The sequence below is a fragment of the Knoellia flava TL1 genome (assembly GCF_000768675.1).
Lineage (GTDB): Bacteria > Actinomycetota > Actinomycetes > Actinomycetales > Dermatophilaceae > Knoellia > Knoellia flava.
Map to the genome: position 1 here is coordinate 18,658 of NZ_AVPI01000056.1, position 18,831 is coordinate 37,488.

Annotated in this window: 14 protein-coding genes; 9 read left to right on the forward strand and 5 right to left on the reverse strand. The window is 73.7% G+C overall.

Features of this window, described 5'->3' with window-relative positions; all coding sequences use genetic code 11:
* Positions 1-123 precede the first annotated feature (123 nt).
* Positions 124-522, forward strand: coding sequence for a hypothetical protein (locus N798_RS14175; RefSeq protein WP_035949581.1), 399 nt, complete (start codon positions 124-126; stop codon positions 520-522).
* On the opposite strand, the gene N798_RS14180 is transcribed toward N798_RS14175, so the two are convergent.
* A complete protein-coding gene (locus N798_RS14180) occupies positions 509-1,711 on the reverse strand; it encodes an MATE family efflux transporter (RefSeq protein WP_156971751.1) in 1,203 nt (400 codons plus the stop codon). The genes N798_RS14175 and N798_RS14180 overlap by 14 nt on opposite strands.
* Positions 1,712-1,773: 62 nt before the next feature.
* Positions 1,774-2,529, reverse strand: coding sequence for a class I SAM-dependent methyltransferase (locus N798_RS14185; protein ID WP_052117377.1), 756 nt, complete (start codon positions 2,527-2,529; stop codon positions 1,774-1,776).
* Between the two features lie 46 nt (positions 2,530-2,575).
* Here N798_RS14185 and N798_RS14190 point away from each other — a divergent pair, with 46 nt between their 5' ends.
* From N798_RS14190 to N798_RS18465, 4 genes are read left to right on the forward strand one after another with little or no spacing between them, the layout of a single operon-like run.
* Positions 2,576-6,397, forward strand: coding sequence for an alpha-(1->3)-arabinofuranosyltransferase domain-containing protein (locus N798_RS14190; protein WP_035949585.1), 3,822 nt, complete (start codon positions 2,576-2,578; stop codon positions 6,395-6,397).
* Entirely contained in the window at positions 6,394-6,771 is a 378-nt protein-coding gene (locus N798_RS14195) for a hypothetical protein (RefSeq protein ID WP_035949589.1), read from the forward strand. Before N798_RS14190 ends, N798_RS14195 begins: the two co-directional genes overlap by 4 nt.
* Positions 6,768-7,547 carry a hypothetical protein gene (locus tag N798_RS18460; protein ID WP_035949591.1) on the forward strand — a complete coding sequence of 260 codons (780 nt, stop codon included), beginning with the start codon at positions 6,768-6,770 and terminating at the stop codon, positions 7,545-7,547. Before N798_RS14195 ends, N798_RS18460 begins: the two co-directional genes overlap by 4 nt.
* On the forward strand, positions 7,544-8,284 hold the full coding sequence (locus N798_RS18465; RefSeq protein WP_052117378.1) for a class I SAM-dependent methyltransferase: 741 nt from the start codon (positions 7,544-7,546) through the stop codon (positions 8,282-8,284). Before N798_RS18460 ends, N798_RS18465 begins: the two co-directional genes overlap by 4 nt.
* Positions 8,285-8,325: 41 nt before the next feature.
* Here the strand turns inward: N798_RS18465 and N798_RS14210 are convergent, their stop codons facing one another.
* Positions 8,326-9,525 (reverse strand): acyltransferase family protein, encoded by a 1,200-nt coding sequence (locus N798_RS14210; RefSeq protein WP_188450336.1) that lies wholly within the window; start codon positions 9,523-9,525, stop codon positions 8,326-8,328.
* Positions 9,526-9,581: 56 nt separating this feature from the next.
* Here N798_RS14210 and N798_RS14215 point away from each other — a divergent pair, with 56 nt between their 5' ends.
* Both N798_RS14215 and N798_RS18195 read left to right on the forward strand, forming a co-directional pair.
* A complete protein-coding gene (locus N798_RS14215) occupies positions 9,582-11,351 on the forward strand; it encodes a hypothetical protein (RefSeq protein WP_035949596.1) in 1,770 nt (589 codons plus the stop codon).
* A complete protein-coding gene (locus N798_RS18195; protein WP_156971752.1) occupies positions 11,348-11,494 on the forward strand; it encodes a hypothetical protein in 147 nt (48 codons plus the stop codon). Before N798_RS14215 ends, N798_RS18195 begins: the two co-directional genes overlap by 4 nt.
* Positions 11,495-11,616: 122 nt before the next feature.
* On the opposite strand, the gene N798_RS14220 is transcribed toward N798_RS18195, so the two are convergent.
* Positions 11,617-12,729: a glycosyltransferase family 4 protein gene (locus N798_RS14220; RefSeq protein ID WP_229708277.1), complete on the reverse strand. Its 1,113-nt coding sequence runs from the start codon at positions 12,727-12,729 to the stop codon at positions 11,617-11,619.
* A gap of 126 nt (positions 12,730-12,855) precedes the next feature.
* On the opposite strand from N798_RS14220, the gene N798_RS14225 reads away from it, so the two are divergent.
* Together N798_RS14225 and N798_RS14230 are read left to right on the forward strand one after the other, a co-directional pair.
* Complete coding sequence (locus N798_RS14225) at positions 12,856-13,545, forward strand: class I SAM-dependent methyltransferase (protein ID WP_229708273.1); 690 nt, start codon at positions 12,856-12,858, stop codon at positions 13,543-13,545.
* Entirely contained in the window at positions 13,542-17,612 is a 4,071-nt protein-coding gene (locus N798_RS14230; RefSeq protein ID WP_035949601.1) for an alpha-(1->3)-arabinofuranosyltransferase domain-containing protein, read from the forward strand. The genes N798_RS14225 and N798_RS14230 overlap by 4 nt, the downstream gene beginning before the upstream one ends.
* On the opposite strand, the gene N798_RS17885 is transcribed toward N798_RS14230, so the two are convergent.
* Positions 17,496-18,719 (reverse strand): acyltransferase family protein, encoded by a 1,224-nt coding sequence (locus N798_RS17885; protein ID WP_084100745.1) that lies wholly within the window; start codon positions 18,717-18,719, stop codon positions 17,496-17,498. The genes N798_RS14230 and N798_RS17885 overlap by 117 nt on opposite strands.
* Positions 18,720-18,831 lie beyond the last annotated feature (112 nt).

An 18,831-nucleotide genomic window follows, 5' to 3' on the forward strand; every position in this document is an offset into this window, starting at 1 on the left:
GCCCGAGCCACCTTCGTCGATCCGCGGTCGTGCCGCGCCGAGCGGTCGTAGTGTGCGCTCATCGGCTCCGGCGACCGCGAAGGGCGTTCGGCGCCATCGACCGGCGACCGGACGGAGCGCGCCATGCCGATCACGAGGGCGGTCAACGCCACCATCGGCGTCATCACGCTGGTCGCGAGCCTTCTCGCGTCGGTGGCGCGCTACGAGAGCGAGCGTGGCATCGTGCCGAGGCTGCTCCTCACGGCGGCGGTCTTCGGGTTCACCGCCGTGACGCTCGCGATGACGTGGCGCCGTCGACCGGACCCGGGCAGCGCGCCCATGAGCGCCGGGTTCGTCTGGCTCGTCCTGCTCGTCCTCACGACGATGGCCGTGTGGGACCTCATCCCCACCGACCGGCGCCCGATGGTCGGCCTCCTCCTCGCCCTCGTCGTCGGCGCCACGGTGGGCACGGCCGTCGCGCCACGTGTCGACCTCGGACCCGACGACGAGCGGTCCGGAGGGCGTGGCGTCAAGCGCTGGTGACCGGGGAGACGTCCGGACGCTCGGCCGTCGCGCGACGCGGCAGGCTCGCGAGGGTGCCGACCACGGCGACGACCACGGAGGCCGTGAGGAAGGTCGTCGCCACCTCACCCACGGTGGCGTTGCGCCAGCCCACCACGGCGACGGTCGCGAGACCGACCGCCGACCACACGAGGTAGCCGACGAGGTGACGCCCTCGGGCGGCGCCCCAGAAGACGAGGACCTGGGACAGCGCCCACGCGCCCCCGAGCGCCGTGAAGACGGGCACGAGCCCGGCGAGGTGCTCGTAGCCGACGCCGCCGACGATCCGCACGAGCGGCCCCGACAGCACGGCCGAGAAGGTCACCCCGACCGCGACGATGGCGCCGGTCCCCGCGAGAGCCAGCAGGAGGGGTCGTGCGCCCCGTGCCCGTGACATGCCCGCGTAGAGGACGGTGACGAGGAAGGCAGGTCCCCAGAAGGCGGCCTTCGCGAAGAGGCTGAGGACGGCATACGCGCCTGAGTCCTCACCGGGCAGGACGTGGCGGGCGACGGGGGTGTCGATGGTCGACGCGACGAGGAGCGCGGACGTGCCGGCCATACCGGCAAGGACGCGGCGCACCTGCGTGGGGACGGCCGGGTCGAGGCTGCGGCGGAGGTGGCCACGCACGAGGACCACCGCCCCGGCGGCGACGACCCATGCCGCCAGCGCGGTGAGGGCCATGACCCCGGTGACGCCCCAGCCGAGCCATGCGGCGACGGCACCGCCGGCGGTGCGCAGGATCGACACGACGGCATACAGCGTCCCGAGGGCGACGAAGCGCTCACCGCCCTGGAGCGTGCCCTGGACGGCCGAGGTGACGCAGGTCGGCACCATCGACGCCGCGACGAGCAGGACCGGGAGTGGGCCGTCGAGGTGGAGCAGGGGGGTGACGACCGGGGTGAGCACGAGGACGGCGCCGGTGACGACGAGGCCGACGACGGCGCCGGTGCGCAGCGCGGTCGCGTGGGCGTCCGGACGGTGGAGCGCGACCCGCCAGGCGCTGACGAGCTGTGTCGAGAGCGCGGCGACACCGGCGATGACGACGAGATTGAGCAGGGACGCGACCGCGCCGAGCTCGTCGGCGCCGAGCTCGCGGTTGAGGACGAGGAAGAGCGCGTAGCCGAAGACGTTGGCGACGAGCGTTCCCGCGCCGACGACACCCGCGCCCACGCCTCGCCGCCTCGGTGCGACGACCGGGGTCGGTGCCCCCGCGGGCTGCGGCGTCGCGTCGCTCACGGCTCCGTGACGGCAGGCTTGCGGACGACGTACATGAAGGACGTGTAGCGGGGTCCGGCCATGAACTCGCGCTCGACGTGGACCACCTCGGCACCCGCGGCGCGCAGAACCGCCTCGACCCTGGACCGCTTGAGCGGGTGGAACTCCATGACCTCGTCGTAGCCGTAGCGACGGCGGCGGTAGACGTTCTGCCACGAGTTCGGCAGGCGGCGCACGATGCCCTCGATGCTCCAGTCGCCGTGGCTGGGGACGGTGAACGCCGCGACGCCGCCGGGCCGCAGGACGCGGACGAACTCCTCGAGGTAGCCGGTCTTGAGCCCATTGGGGATGTGCTGGAGGACGATGATGCTCAGCACGAGGTCGAAGGTGTCGTCGTCGAAGAGCGAGAGGTCGCTCGACTCGTTGAGGTGGTAGGTCACGCGGTCGCCGGCGCGGTTGTGCCGGCGCGCGAGCTCGATCATCGACGCCGCGATGTCGACCCCGTCGACGCGCTCGAGGTGCCCGGCCAAGCCCTGGGTGAGCCGACCGGCGCCGCACCCGAAGTCCATCGCGCGGTCCATCGCCGCCGGCGTGGCTCCGACGCGGTCCAGCATCGCCATGACCTCGTCGACGGCCTCACGGCCCGTGGCGAAGAAGTCGTCCTCGTGACCTTCCCACCCGCCGCGGTGCCGCTCGGGGTAGGCAAGGATGGCCCAGAGGGGGTCGACCCTGCCGAGCCCGTCCCAGTTGCGTCGCAGGTCGTCGAGTTTCATCGGCAGTTACATTAGTACCCGCTGGTAGGCCTGACGATGGAGTGACGTGAAGAGCACACGGTCGCGCGACCCGGGGGCGCGTCTCGCATCGGTGCCCACCGAGACTCGGGTGCTCGCGCTCCTCGCCGTCGTCCTTGCCGTCGTCGTCTTCGCCAGCGACTTCGGCGTCCTCACGCCAGACACCAAGCCCGAGATCTTCCTCCAGCCCTCGCAGACGGCGGCTCGCTTCGCCTCGGCGTGGCTCGACACGCCCAACCTCGGCACGTCGAACTACAACACCGGCGTGGTCCCGGTGGCCGCTCTCTTCTCGCTCTTCGAGCTCGTCGGCGTCCCGGCGTGGGTCATCATGCGGCTCTGGCGGATCGCCCTGCTCGTCACCGCCGCGTGGGGTGCGCGGCTCGTCGTGCGAGAGCTCGTGTCCGGTGGCTCCGGCGGGCGCGCCGGGCGCGGTGGGCGCGGTGGCCGCGGCGTCGGCGGGGTCGCGCTCGGCGACTCCGCCCGCGCGGTGGCGGGGGTCGCAGCCGCCGTGGCCTACGCCGCCAACCCCTACGTCGTCGTCGGCGGCGGCACGACACCGACGCTGCTTCCCTACGCCCTCCTGCCGTGGCTCGTGCTCTGCTGGCTCCGTGGCTTCCGCGCCCCGTCCTGGCGCTGGGCGTGCGCCGCAGCCCTCGTCCTCGCCGGCATGAGCGGCCTCAACGCCGGCGTCGTGCCGCTGCTCCAGCTCGTCGTCCTCGTGCCCGTGCTCGTCCACGCCCTCGTCGTCGAGGGGCACCGGTTCGCCCCGGTCGCCTGGCTCGTCGTGCGCACCGGCCTCGTGTATGCCGTCCTCTCGGCCTACTGGGTCGTCCCCGCCATCTCGGCCCTCGGCGTCGGGACGGCGATCGCCGAGGCGACCGAGTCGACCGAGGCGATCAACACGGTCAACTCGTTCCCGGAGGTGCTGCGAGGCCTCGGGATGTGGACGCTCTACGGCGCCGACGCCGACGGTCCGTTCGACCCCGGCCGCCTCTCCTACGTCCTCGGTCCGGTCGTCATCCTGCTCACGTTCGCCGCACCCGTCCTCGCGGGGCTCGGCGTGCGGCTGTCGCGCTCGCCGGCGCGCCTCTTCGGTGCCACGAGCGTCCTCGTCGGCGCGCTCGTCATGGTCGGGACGTTCCCCAACGACGACAAGAGCGCATGGGGCCGGGCGGTCGGCGCCGCCCTCGAGAGCGTGCCCGGGCTCATCGCCTTCCGCACGACCAACAAGGCCGGCGCGGTGCTGGAGCTCGGGCTCGCCGTCCTCGTCGCTCTTGCCGCGGCAGCGATCGTGCCCTTGCTCTCCCACGTCACGGCCAGGTGGGTCGCCGGGTGGACCGCCGCGGCGCTCGTCGCGGGTGCGGTGGCCCCGGCGATGAGTGGAGACCTCTTCTGGGTGCGCATGGACGTGCCCTCCTACTGGGACGAGGCCGCCGACGCCGTCAACGCCCGTCCCGGGGACAGCCGCGTCCTCATGGTGCCGGGCACCGGTGTGCCGGCCTACTCGTGGGGCTACACCGGACCCGACGAGATCGGCCCCTCCCTCTTCCGTCGCCCCTTTGCCTTCCGCAGCGCGTCCCCGTCGGGTGGCGAGTACGCCGCCAACCTGCTTGCCGAGGTCGACCGCCGTCTCTACCAGGGGACGCTGCCGCAGGGTGCGGTCTCGACGCTCGCGGCCTACATCGGCGCCGGTGACGTCGTCGGCCGTTACGACGTCCGCGGGGTCGGGACGACGGGCGCCCGCGTCGAGCAGCAGCTCGCCGAGGACCCCGGCCTCGCACCCGGCGAGGCGTTCGGTCCGGCCGAGGTGGCGCACGGTGCCCAGGCCCCGGCCGTCGTCCGCCCGGTGGTCGGGGACCTGCCCCGCACGTCGGCGGCGGTGCGACCCGCCTCCGGCTCGCTCGTCGTCGACGGGGCGGGCACCGCGCTGCCCAGCCTGCAGTCCGCGGGGCTGCTCGAGGACCGCCCCGGGCTCCTGCTCGCCGGCGCTCTCACCGACGAGCAGCTCGCCGAGGCCCTGCGCGACGAGTCACGGGTCGTGCTCACGGACAGTAACGGCCGTCGGGAGTGGAGCAACCACGACCCCGCGGTCGCGGGCCCGCTGCTGCCCGGCTCGGTCGACCCGGAGGCGACCCGCGCCCTCTTCTCGACGGCGGACCAGACCGTCGCCGTCGTCCGCGGGAGCGCCCGCGTCGAGACTCGGGGGCAGGGGCTCCTCTTCGGCCCGCACGCCTTCGGCGACGTGACGCAGGCCTTCGACGGCGACCGCACGACCGGGTGGCGGTTCGGCAACTTCGGCACGGGCGTGGGCAACGCGGTGGTCATCACTCCGCGCAGTGCTCTCGCGATGCCCCTCGTCACGCTCGCCCCGATGCAGGGCGGGACCTCGCGCATCACCTCCGTGCGCCTCACCGCGGAGGTCGAGGGGGAGACGGTCACCAAGGACGTGTCCTTCACCGAGTGGAACACCTTCCCGGTGACGACCGAGGTGAGCGAGCGCCCGGTGTCCCGTCTGACCGTCGAGGTGACCGGCGTCGAGGGCGCGGGTGGCAGCCCCGTGGGCTTCTCCGAGATCGTGGTTCCCGGGGTGACGGTCGACCGTGCGGCCTCGCTGCCCACGCGGCTCCCGCGCAGGTTGGCCGCGGCCGCGGACGCCGCCGGGGTCGACCTCGCCGAGGTCCCGATCGACGTCATCCTCCGGCGCAGCACCGGTGACGCAGACGGCCTCACGACCGAGGAGCCCCGTCTCGAGCGCGAGTTCACCCTGCCCGACGAGCGACGCTTCGAGGCGACGGGCACGGTCCGGCTCTCGGGCGGTGTCACCGACGCCGAGATCGACGAGTTCGCCGGGCTGTCCGACGACGTCGTGGCGCAGTCGAGTTCGCGGATCTTCGGGAACCCGAACGCCCGCGCCGCCATGGCCTTCGACGACGACGGCGGCGACCCGGACCTGTCCTCGGCGTGGGTTCCCAACGAGCCGGTCGTGGGGGAGTGGATCTCGCTCGACTTCCCGAAGCGTCGGCTCTCGTCCTTCACCTTCACCCAGGACTCGGCCAGTCATGCCACGAAGGCCCTCGTCTCGGTCGACGACGGCGAGCCGATCGAGGTCTCGCTCGAGAAGGGAACCTCGCGGATCACGCTTCCCGAGACGGTCGAGGCAGGCCGGGTGCGCATCCTGCTCACGGAGCGCACGGGCGTCGGGTTCGTCCGCGTCACCGACATCGGCCTGCCGCGCAAGGACACCGCACCCTCACCTCCCGAGGGCTGCGTCCAGGTCGGCACCGTCGACGGTCGCCCGCTCGAGGCCGACCTGCGCGAGGGCTTCCCCTACCTGTTGGACGGCAAGGCCGTCCCGTTCGAGGCGTGCGGCGCAGGTCTGGCCCTCGGGGAGGGGCGGCACCGGCTGGCGGGCATCCCCGCACTCGCGATCGACGACCTCCGGCTGAGCTCGGCGGGCACGCCACCGGCGCAGGTCGCGGCCCCGACCTTCGAGGTCGTCCGGCACGGCTCCGCGTCGATGGACCTCCGGCTCACCTCGGGGTGCTCCCCCTGCCTCGTCTCTTCGGGCCAGTCGTTCGACGACCGGTGGACCGCCTCGGTCCGGGGCGAGGACCTCGGCGCACCGCTCGTCGTCGACGGCTTCGCCGCCGGGTGGCGGGTCAACGCCGCCCCGGGCGACGTCGTCTCGATCTCGTTCGCACCCTCGCGCGTCGCGCTCGCAGCGTGGCTCGTGAGCGGTGCGGCGCTCCTCGGCTGCCTCGCGGTCCTGCTCCTCGGGTCGCGGCCGAGGTCCGACGGGCCGAGGGCGGGGACCGCGCGGGCCCGTCGACGAAGGAGGGCGACCCGATGACGACGACGACGCCCCGGCCGACCCCGGGACGCTCCGCCGCGAGGCGAGCCTCGCCGTGGGAGGCGCCACTGTGGCTGCTCGCCGGCGCCGCCGTCTGGGCCACCGTCGGCTGGGTCGCCGCCGTGGCGGCCGTCCTGCTGCTCGTCGCAGACCGGCTCGTGTGGCCCGGCCGCCGCATCCTCGCCACGGCAGCGGCCGCGCTGGTCGTGGCGGTGCCGGTCGTGTGGTTCCTCGGGTCCTCGCTGCCGCTCTTCCCGCCGTCCGTGCGTCTCAACGACAACCTGCTCGCCCACCAGCTCGGTGGGCTCGCCGTCTGGACCCTCTTCCTCGCCGCCTGCGTCGAGGTCGTCCCCCGAGAAAGTGACATCGCATGAACCCGTCCGACTCCCCGCAGGTGTGGGTCCTGAGGCTCGTCCGCGTCGCAGCTGCGGCGCTGCTCGGAGCCGCGATCCTCGTCTGGGTCACCCCGGTGAACTCGCTCGGCCGCAACCTCGTGCCCGTGGGCTGCGGGTCGCCGGCCACGCCGACGACCGACGAGCTCGCGGACTTCGTCTGCCGTGACTTCATCGGCGGTGCCAAGGTCGTCGCCGTGTGCCTCGCGGTCGCCGCGGGGGTGCTGCTCCTCCTGAGCGAGCTCGTCCTGCCCCGGCTGCGTGGCGCCGCATGGCTGCCCGGCACGGCGATCGCGGCGCTCGTCGCGGTGCCGGCGATCACCCTCGCGGTGGGTTCGCTCTTCGCGATCATCGCCGGCTCGGGCGCCGACGGCACGCTCATCCGGTGCGGCACTCCGCTGGCGCCGGCGAACGACGTCATCTCGAAGAGCCTCTGCGGCCAGCTCGCCGACCGCGACAAGACGCTCGCGATCGGGGTCATGGCGCTGTCGGTCCTCGCGATGGTCGGCGCCGGCTACGTCTCGGCCGCCATCGGCCCCCGTCGGTCGAGGACCGAGGACGACGTCGAGGCGGTCCCGTCCGCGACCGATGCGACCGCGACCGGTGCGACCGCGAGCGGGGAGCCAGCGCCGGAACGGGACGGGACGGCATACGCTCCGACCGGCGACCCGACGACGCCGGGTGCGCCGGCGGAGCCCCCGCATGGGTCCGGCGGCCCGACCACGATCCACGGCAGGCACGAGAAGGACGGCTCATGAGCTTCGAGGAGTACTACCGGGGCAACGTCACCTACATCTCGCGTGTCGACCCGCGCCTCGCTCGGATCATCGAGCTCGTCACCGGGCTGCGACCGCGCTCGCTGCTCGACATCGGCTGCGGCCGTGGGTTCCTCCTCGACCGGCTGGCCGACGCGGGGCTCACCGGGCTCACGGGGATGGACGTCTACGACGACGTCGAGAGCGACCGGTTCGGCTACGCCCGCGGGGACGTGACGCAGCGCCTGCCCTTCGAGGACGCCTCGTTCGAGTGCGTCGTCGCGGGGGAGATCATCGAGCACGTGCCCGACCCCGACCACTTCCTGCGCGAGATCCGCCGGGTCCTGGTCCCCGGCGGCACCCTCGTCGTCTCGACGCCCAACATGGTCTCGTGGGCCAACCGCGTCCTCGTCCCCTTCGGCGTGCAGCCGCTCGGGACGGAGACGAGCAGCGAGGTCGCCCTCGGCCGCCGGCACCGCGTCCTCGGGCAGGGCAACCAGGTCCAGGGCCACCTCAAGGTCTTCACCTTCCGGGCGCTCACCGAGATCCTCGAGCGCTATGGCTACACGGTGCGCCGGCGCGAGGGGGTCCCCGCCTTCTTCCCGAAGCCGATCGACCGCTTCGACCGGTTCGTGTCGCGCACGGCCCTGCCGCTCGCCTCGGGGTTGCTCTACGTCGCCACCGCACCGGAGGGGGAGTGGCCGACCCCGCCTGCGGGCAGGCGGCACGAGGGCTGCTGAGCTGCCGCCGACGACCGGCGTCCGCCGACGAGCCGCGTCCGTCAGCGCTGGCTGAGCGGGACGCCCTTGCTCCACGCGATGGCCGGCCGCTCGACGAAGTGGTAGGTGAGGGCGCCGAGCGGGATGGCCACGGCGAGGAGGATCCCCAGCCAGATGACGAGCCCGCCCACACCGGGCTGGATCGACAGCTCGTTGGCGATGAGCAGCATCGCGGGCATGTGCCAGAGGTAGATGCCGTAGGACCAGCGACCCGTGGCGACGAGCCAGCGCATCGAGAAGAAGCGGTTGAGGATCGAGTCGTCCTTGCCGACGGCCACCCCGACGAGCAGCACGAGCGCGAGCAGCGTGCAGGCCGCGGTCCGGATCGTCACCTCGGTGAACGTCGCCGGCTGGAAGGTCCACGGTCCGCCCAGCTGCGAGTTGCCGACGAGGCCGAGGACGACAGCGACGACGACGACGAGCCACTGGTGCGAGGCGAACCAGCGCAGCGACCGCATGCTCCCGAGGCCGTGGTGCTCGACGATCATGAGGTGCGCGACGAGGGCGCCGAGCATGAAGCAGATGATGAACGCCGGCAGCCAGAGCGGGAAGGTGATCATCTGTCCGAAGTCCTCGACCCGGAAGAAGATGTGGTACCTCCACGCCGCCGCCACGAGGAAGGCCACGACGACCGCGGCGATCATGGGCCGGACGGGGTGCGACAGCCCGCGCACCCGTGACGCGGTCGCGACGGCGACGGCGATGAGCGGCACTGCGACGTACCACGAGAGCTCGGTCCCGAGGCTCCACGTGTGCTCCATGCCGTGGCGCAGCCCGTCGGAGCTGAACGTGTTCGTCAGGGTGAGGGCGCGGAACCAGCCGTCGGCCTCGAGGGGCCGAGAGCCGGGCAGGACGAGGGCGGTGACGACGAGGACGACGAGGTAGGCCGGGAAGATGCGCCACACGCGCCGCCGCGCGAAGGTCGACACCGACGGCTTGTCGGAGACGCCGACGATCCATCGCGACCACGGCTGGATGAGCAGGAAGCCGGAGAGGACGAAGAGCGCGATCGGGCCGTAGCCGTGGAGGCCGAGCCAGGGGAAGGTCGTGAGCCCGGACCCGTGGACGAGGACGACGATGAGCGCCGCGAACCCGCGGAGCCCGGTGAGTCCGTCGACGTGGCCGGCTGCCCCGGAGCGCCGCCGACCGGCGCGGGTCCCGGAGGATGCGTCGGCGAGGATCTCGGGACTCGTGGCGGCCACGGGCGCCATTCAAACATGCACGACGGTGGCTCGTCCTGCCTCTAGGCTTCGTCGTCATGACCTCGCGCCGGTGGGACGTGCCGTCCCCGCGCGTGGTGGTGCCGGTGGTCGTGGCGGTGGTCCAGGCGCTGCTCGTCCTCGGTCCCGCGCTCGGCGGTGGCGTGGCCGTCACGCACGACATGGCGTGGTCGCCCGACCCGCGCTGGACGCCGTTCGTCCTCGGGCTCGACACCCCCGCCCCGCGCGCCGTGCCCAGCGACGCCGTCGTCGTCCTCCTCGGCAAGGTCGTCGGGGCCTCGCTCGCCCAGCACCTCGTGCTCCTCACGATCCTCGTCGGGCTCGCGCTCGGGACCTGCGCGCTGCTCGACGAGCTCCTGCCGCGCGTGGGTGTCGCAGGGCTCGTCGCCGCCGCCGTCGCCGCCGTCTGGAACCCCTTCGTCTCCGAGCGCCTCGCGGTCGGCCAGTGGGCCGTCGTCCTCGGTCTCGCCGCGCTGCCGTGGGGGATGCGCGCGGCCCTGCGCGTGGTCCGGCACGGCACGAGCCCGTATGCCGTCGCGCCCGCCCTCGTGTGCGCGGCCGTCGGCGGTGGCAACTCCCTTCTCCTCGTCGGCGGAACGGTGCTGGCCGTGCTCGTGTCGGGTGCGGTGGTGGTTCGGTCCCGCAGGGTCCTCGCCGCCGCTGGGGCCGCGGTCGTCATGTGCCTCGGGCTGGCCGCCGCGTGGGCGCTGCCGGCGCTGACGGCGTCGCCGGTGGCGGACACGGCCGGGGTGCGGGCCTTCGCCCCCGTCGCCGACGGTCCGCTCGGTGTCGTCGTGTCGCTCCTCGGTGGCGGCGGGTTCTGGAACACCGGCGCGCACCCCGAACCCCGTGCCCAGGTCCTCATCGCCCTCACCTCCGCGCTGCTCGCCACCGCGGGGGTCGCCGCCGCAGTGGTCGTGGGGTGGCGTGGCCGTGGCCGGCCGGGGGTGCTGCTCGCGGTCCCGGTCGTCGTCTGCTGGGCGCTGCTCCTGCTCAGCCTCGGCGGTCCGGCCGAGGGTGTGTGGGAGGCCGTCGTGACACGGCTGCCCGGCGGCGGCCTGCTCCGCGACAGCCAGAAGCTTCTCGCCGTCTGGGTCGTCCTTGCCGCGACCGGGCTCGGTGTCCTCACCGACCGCGCGGTGCGGCTCGTGCCGGCCGGGCTCGTCGGACCCGTGCTCGGGCTCCTCGTCGGGCTCCCGCTCGTCCTCTCGCCGCAGCTCGTCTGGGGGATCGGGGGTCGCCTCGACGCCGTGACCGTGCCCGACGACTACCGGGCCGGCCTCTCCGAGGTCTCGACCCTGCCGCCCGGAGACGTGGGGCTCCTGCCCTGGAGCCAGTACCGCCGCTACGCGTGGAACGACAGCCGGGTCTCGCTCACCCTCGCCCCCCGGATGGTCGACCGGGTCGTCCTCTTCGACGACTCGCTCCCGCTCCGCTCGGGCACGGTGGCGGGGGAGAGCCCGCGGGCGGCGGCCGTCTCGGAGCGCATCCGTGACGGGGTCGCTCCCGTGCAGGCGCTCGCGGTCGAGGGTGTCCGCTATGTCGCCGCAGAGCTCGGCGGAGCGCAGGACGTCGACACGCAGGCGCTGCGCGCGTCGGGGCGGGTCGTCGTCGACCGGCCGTCGCTCCTCGTCGTCGACACCGGCTCGACGACGGGACCGGGGGTGCCGGAGGCGACGGAGCCCAGCGGCGCCGTCCTCGTGGGCTGGGGCGTGACGCTTCTCACGGCCCTGCTACTCGTGGCACGCCGCGCCGCGCCCGAGATCGCCAGGAAGTTACCGACCGGTCTGCTACGCTCGCGCCCATGACGCCTGCTCTCGCTGCGATCGGATCGGTCATCACCGGCGCGGTCCTCGCCCTCTTCACCATCATCGGTGGAGTCTCGGCCATCTCGCCCGACGCCAACGCGCCCGCCAAGAGCGAGGCTGTCGTCATCTACGACGCCCCGTGACGCGGCTCGGCCTCGCGCCGACATCCTGAAGCCCCGATGCGGACCGCCGCACGGGGCTTCTTCGCGCGCCCGTGCGCCGCGGAGCCGGCGCGTGAGGCCGGCGAGGGCTCGCACGGCTCGGGTCAGGCGCGGTGCTCGTCGACCGTGCGCCGGAGCAGCTGCTCCCACCGGTCGACCGTCTCGTCCCAGTGGAACTGGCGCACCCAGGTCGCGACCTCGGCGCTCATCCGTGCCCGTAGCTCGTCGTCGTCGAGGAGTGAGCGCATCGCCGCGGTGAACTCCTCCTGGCCGCCGTCGACGAGCAGGCCGGTGCGGTCGTGGACGATCGAGTCGGTCGGACCGCCCGCCTCGGCGAACGCGACCGTCGGAGTGCCGTGGACCCCGGCCTCGACGACGACGAGGCCCCAGCCCTCCTTGAGGCTGGGCATGACGTGCACCCACGCCCGGGCGAGCAGGTCGTGCTTCTCCGCCTCGGACACGTGGCCGTGGAAGGTCACGTGCTTCTCGATGCCGAGGTCGCGGGCCTCCTGCTCGAGGTGGGGGAGCGACCAGCCAGACCCGACGACGTCGAGGGTGATGTCGGGGTGCTCGTGGGCGAACTCGGCGACCGCCCGCATGGCGATCTCGACCCGCTTCTGCGGCACGAGGCGGCCGAGGACGACGACTGACGGGTTGAGCGAGCGGGGCGTGTCGTCGAGGGGTACGGCGTCGGTGCCGTTGTGGATGACCTCGATGCGCTCGGCGTCGATGCCGAGGCCCACGAGCTCGCGCCGGGTCGAGTCGCTCACCGCGACATAGGGCGTGCGGCGGTAGACGACCGGGGCGAGCCTCGACTCCAGCCACCAGCCGGCGTGGCTCAGGCGCGGTCCGAAGAGCACCGGCCACTGCTCCTTGTGCACGTGGTGGACGAGGTTGACGACGGGGCGGCGCGAGGTGAGCGGGCTGAGGTAGGGCACGCCGTTCTGCACATCGATGACGACGTCGACGTCGTAGCGCCGGACGAGGTGCGCGACCACCGAGCGCGCATAGATGTCGAAGCGCCCGCCGCGGCGGATGTAGTGGATGCCATCGACGACCTCGTCCGGCAGCCCGCCGGGGTAGCCGGCGGTCCGGAAGATGACGTGGTGACCCTTCGCCGCCAGGCCCCGGGCGACGGTGACGAGGTACTTCTCGGCTCCGCCGGCCTCGGGGTGGTCCATGTCGCGCCAGTTGAGCATGAGGATGCTCAGGGTCACGGGTCTCACCTCGATCTCAGCCGTCCAACGCGGGTCATGGGTCACAGCGGACACCCGACCGGGGATGGTTAGATTCCCGTCATGCGACGCGCGCCGACCAAAAGGTACCGGACAGTAGCCAGGTCGGTGAACCTCTTCCGCTCGTTCCTCGTGGAGCAGACGGACCCAGAACGGTTCTACACCGACGTCGCCGACGACACCATCACCCTCATCACCCGTCACGAGCCGCTCGAGGGCCGGACGGTGCTCGACGTGGGGGCGGGGCAGGAGCAGTTCGGCCGCCGCTTCGTCGAGCGCGGTGCCCGCTACGTCGCGGTCGACCTCGAGCGCGAGTCGCTCAACCCGGGCCCCGGCAACGGCGCCGTCGTCGGGCGCGGCGAGAACCTGCCCTTCCCCGACGGGTTCGCCGACATCGTCATGTCCAACAACGTCATGGAGCACGTGACGCAGCCGGGCATCCTCGCCGACGAGATGCTCCGCGTCACCCGCCCCGGCGGCCTCGTCTTCATCTCCTACACCGCGTGGGCCTCGCCGTGGGGCGGCCACGAGACCTCGCCGTGGCACCTGCTCGGCGGTGACTTCGCGCGGCGTCGCTACGAACGCGTCCACGGACGCCCGCCCAAGAACCGCTTCGGCGAGACGATGCACGCAGCCACCGTCGCAGGGGGCCTCAACTGGGCCCGGCGGCAGACCGGCGCGCACCTCGTCGAGGCCGCACCGCGCTACCACCCCGACTGGGCCGACCCGCTGCTCATGGTCCCCGGGCTGCGTGAGGTGCTCAGCTGGAACCTCATGCTCGTGCTCCGGCGCACGTGAGGTGGCGCCGCCTCCCTGACCCCGCCACCGCAGCGGGCCTGCTCGTCGTCTGGGCCGTGGCGTGGTCGGTGACCCCCGGCCGCATCGCCGAGGACACGAAGAACGACCTCTACGTCGACCCGTGGGGCTTCCTCGCGCGGTCGCTGCACCTCTGGGACCCACAGGTCACGTGGGGTGGCCTGTCGAACCAGGGCTACGGCTACCTCTTCCCCATGGGGCCCTTCTTCGCCCTCGGGTCCGAGGTGGCGCCCGTCTGGGTCGTCCAGCGGCTCTGGTGGACGGTGCTGCTCACCGCCGGCTTCGTCGGCGCGCTCGGGCTGCTCCGCGCCCTCGGTGTCGGGACGCCGCGCACCCGCATCGTCGGTGCGCTGGCCTACGTCCTCGCGCCCCGTGTGGTGTCGTCGGTCGCCGGGCTCAGCGCGGAGATCCAGCCACAGCTGCTCGCGCCCCTCGTGCTCTGGCCGCTCGTCGCCGCGTCCCGGGGCCGCCTGTCGCCGGTGCGGGCCGCGTCGCTGAGTGGGGTGGCCGCCCTGTGCTGCGGCGGCGTCAACGCCACGGCGACGCTGTGCGCGCTCGTGCCCGCCGGCCTCTGGCTCGTCACCCGACGACGGTGGTGGACCTCTCGGCTCACGTGGTCGTGGGCCGTCGCGGTCGTCGCCGCGACGGCGTGGTGGCTCGGGCCGCTGCTCGTCATGTCGCGCTACTCGCCCCCGTTCCTCGACTGGATCGAGGACGCGCGGGCGGTGATGCGCCCGGTCGGGATGCTCGACGTCGTCCGCGGCACGACGCACTGGCTGGGTCATGTCCTCACGCCCGGGGGTGCGTGGTGGCCCGCGGGTCACGAGCTCGTGACGAGCCGGAGCCTCATCGTCCTCACCTCCGCCGTGGCGGCGGTCGGCCTCGCCGGTCTCGCGCTTGCACACGTGCCCGAGCGCAGGTGGCTGTGGACCAGCCTCGTGCTCGGCGGGCTGCTGCTCACGGTGGCGCACTCGGGCCCGCTCGCCTCCCCACTCGTCGGTGCTGCCCAGTCAGCGCTCGACGGCCCGCTCGCGCCGCTGCGCAACATCCACAAGGTCGACCTCCTCGTGCGGCTTCCGCTGGTGGTGGGGCTGACCCACGTCCTCGGCCTCCTCACCGACTGGCGACCCCGCGCCGGCTGGCACCGGCAGCTCGCGCTCGGCGCGGCGGTCGTCACCGTCGTCGGGGCCGCGGCGCCGGCCTTCACCGGCGCCATCGCCGTCCGGGGCACCTTCGAGCGGATGCCGCAGCACTGGGTCGACACGGGTCGCTGGCTCGACGCGCACCGTGGCGAGGGCCAGGCGCTCGTCGTCCCCGCCGCGAACTTCGGCGAGTACCAGTGGGGGCGGACGATCGACGAACCCATCCGTCCGCTCACCGATGCCGCGTATGCCGTCCGCGACGCCGTGCCGCTCGCACCTGCGGGGACGATCCGCCTCCTCGACGAGGTCGAGCGGCGGCTCCAGACCGGTCGGCCGCTCGAGGGCGGCGTCGAGGTCCTGGGACGGGCCGGGGTGAAGCACCTCGTCGTCCGCAACGACCTCGCGACGAACGAGTCCGGCCAGCCGCCGGTCACCTTCGCCCGCTCGTCGGTCCGCACCACGGCCGGGGTGACGCTCGCCAAGGGCTTCGGGCCGACCTTCCTCGACGCCACCGGTGAGCGGGTCTTCCCGGTCGAGGTCTACGACCTGCCGACGCAGGCCTCCGCCCCGCTCGAGCTCTGGGACGCGTCCGACACGGTGGCCGCCTCGGGTGGCAGCGAGGACCTCGTCCGGCTGGCCGATGCCGGGCTTCTCACCGGTCCCGTCCTCTTCGACGGCGACCGCAGCACCGGCGCCCCGGCTCCGGCGAGCCGCGTCGACACCGACGGGCTGCGACTGCGGGAGCGGTGGTTCGGGGCACCCCGCGGCCAGGACCTCACCCCCACGCTGACCGCGGCCCGGGGGCGTGACGTCCCCGACTACCTGCCGTGGACGGACCGGTCGCTGCAGTCGTCGGTGACCTACACCGGCATCGCCGACGTCCGGGCCTCGTCGTCGATCGCCGAGGACCTCGGGTTCGCCGGCCTCCGTCCCGCACGCCGCCCGTTCGCCGCGCTCGACGGGAACCCGGCCACCGGGTGGGCGGCCATGTGGGACGAGCGCCCGACGCTCACCGTCGACCTGCCCGAGCCGGTGTCCTTCGACCACGTCGTGCTCACCGGGCTCGGGCCCGTGAGCAGCCTCGGTGACAGTGTCCGCCGGCCGACGAAGGTGCGCGTCAGCGCCGATGAAGCCCACGTCGTCGCCACCCTGGGCGACGGCCCGCAGCGGGTGGCCCTGCCGGACGGGCCGCACTCCCGTGTCCGCGTCGAGATCCTCGAGACCGAGGAGGACGCACCCGGGCGGGTCGTCACCGGCCTCGCCGAGCTGGCCGTCCCGGGTGTCATGCCGCGCGAGGTCGTGGACCTGCCGGACCCCCCGGAGGGCGCGGGTACGTCGAGCGGCTCGTCGGCCGTCGTCCTCGGGTCGGGCCTGCCGGGACGGGACGGCTGCACGAGCACGGGCCAGGAGTTCGTCTGCCTCTCCGGTCAGTCGGCCGATCCCGAGCAGACAGGCGCCCTCGTCCGCTCCGTCCCCGGGGAGCGCCCGGGGGAGTGGGACGTCTCGGGCACGCTGGCCCCGCGTGGGCCGGACGCGGCGCCGGCCCTCACGTCCTCACCGGGTGTCGTCGTCACGACGAGCAGCGTGCGCACCGACGCGCCGCAGGCACGGCCCGACGCCCTCGTCGACGGCGACGACCGCACCGCCTGGAGCCCCGCCTTCGACGACGAGACCCCCGAGGTGCGACTGGAGTTCGACCGGCCGGTGACCGTGTCGACGGTCCGCCTCCAGGCGCGACGCGACTGGGCCGAGCGGGCCGCCCCCGCCGTCGTGCTCGACATCGGCGGCAAGGAGGTCACCCGTCGCGTCCAGCGCGGGGGCGTCGTCGAGATCCCGCCGACGACGGGCACCTCGCTCCGGCTCACCTTCGTGCGTGTCCCGACCACCGACGAGGACGCGCTGCCCAACGCGGCCCTCGAGCTCGAGGCCGTCGACCTCGCGGGCACGACGTTCCGCGCGCCACGTGACGTCGTCGAGGCCGCCTGCGGGTCCGGTCCCCGCCTCGTCGTCGACGGGACCGAGGTGCCGACCCGCGCCTCGCTCACCCGCGACGAGCTCTTCGGTCTCGGCTCCGGGACGTGGCGCGCGTGCCGGCCCGTGCGGTTCGACGGTGGCGAACGGCACGAGGTCGAGGTGGGGGCCTGGCAGGGGATGACACCTCGGTCGGCGGTCCTCCGGTCGGGCACCTCCGCCGCACCCAGCGCCGCCGTACCGACGTCCGTCCCGACGTCGCCGTCCGGCTCGGGCTGGACCGCGGAGGTCGCTGCCTCCGACGTGGCGCGGCTCCTCGTCCTCGACCAGAACGCGAACGCGGGGTGGGCCGCACGGCTCGGGGGAACCGAGCTGCGACCCCAGGTCGTCGACGGTCGGCGGCAGGGCTTCGTCGTGCCGTCCGGTGCGTCGGGGGAGCTGACGGTCTCCTTCGGACCCGACGGCGCCTACCGGGCGCTGCTGCTGCTCGGGCTCGTGCTGGCGGCTGGGCTCGTCGCCACGGCCCTCGTCGGCCTGCGCCGGACGGGACAGGTCGCCACGATCGCGGTCCCGTCCGACGAGTCGCGTCGCCCGCTGCTGCCCAGCGCACGGCCGAGCGGCTTCGCCGTGGTCGGCGTCGCCGCGGTCCTCGTGGGGGCGGTCGTGGCCGGACCGGCGGGTGCGAGTGCCGCGCTCGCGGGAGCGATGGCGGCGATCGTCCTCGGTCGCCGGGGTCACCGTCGGGCGCAGCGCAGGCGAGCCGCGTCCGTCACCGTCGGAGCCGGGGTCCTCGCCTGCGGCACCGCCCAGGCGGCAGTGTCACCCGGGAGCCTGGGTCCGCCGCTCCTCGAGGGGGCGCTGCGGGTCGTGCTCGTCGCGCTCGTCGCGCTCGCGGCGCTGGCGCCGGTGGGCGAGCAGCCGCGACGTGAGGCGTGAACCGGGCACCTCGACGAGCTGGTGGCTGAGGAACCCGAGCAGGAGGCTGACCGGCAGGCCCACGGCCAGGAGGGGCAGGAGACCGCCGCGGAAGAACTCGGCCCCCGTCACGGCATACACGGCCGTGAGGACCGGGAGGTGCCAGAGGAAGACGCCGTAGCTCACCACGCCGAGCCACCGTGCGGTGGGACGGGAGAGCATCCGCGAGAGGCCGGACGGTGGGCCGAGGGTGAGCGGCACGAGGAGCCCGGCCGCGACGACGGTGGCGAGCCCGGTCCGCAGGAGCAGTGCGACGCCGTGCGCCGGGTCGAGGGTGAGCGATCCGGCCAAGGGCGTCGTCGAGGCGAGGTAGGCGGCGGCCGCGACGGCGAGGCAGCCGACCGGGTCGCGGGCGAGCCGCGTGAGCCCCCTGGCAACGGGGTGTCCCGGCACGCGCAGAGCCTCCGCGCACACCATCCCGAGGAGGAAGTGCGGGGCCCGCCACGGGAGCCAGCGCTCGAGGAGCAGGTCCTCGCCGAACTCGGCGGGGCCGGTGAGGAGCGGGAGCAGCGAGGTGACGACCAGCGCCGCGACGAGGACGGTGAGCGGCTGGGAGGGTCGGCCACGGCGCAGGCGCTCGAGGAGGACGACGGCGAGGGGCAGCACGGCATAGAAGCTGATCTCGGTCGCGATGCTCCACGACTGGCCGAACGACGCGATGACCGCGTCGGGGACGTAGATGTGCAGCCCGAGGGCGTGGAGCACGGTGTCCCCGACGTCCGGCCGGGTGGCGACGACGACGGCGGCGAGGGCGAGCCAGTAGGCGGGGACGACGCGGGCGAAGCGTCGCGCCGCGTAACCGAGCGCGTCCACGCGTCCGGTGTGCTCGAGGTGGTGGGCCAGTCCCCGGTGGAGGAGGAACCCCGAGAGCGCGAAGAAGATCGAGACCCCGAAGTCGCCGCGTGCGAGCAGGTGCCCGACGAGCCCACCCGTGGTGCCGACACCGGTGAGGAAGGACGCGTGCGTGAGCACGACGAGAGCTGCCGCGACCCCGCGCAGGCCGTCGAGTGCGGGCAGCACCTCGAGGCGCGCGGGCACGTGCGCTGAGGCAGGCGCGCCGGTGCTCATGAGAGCGAAGCGTAGGCGAGTGACGCGTCACACCCGACGTGCCGGTGGAAGTGCGTACCGACTGGTAGTGTCCCCCCGAACATGCTCCCCACACTTGAGACAAAGGTGTCCC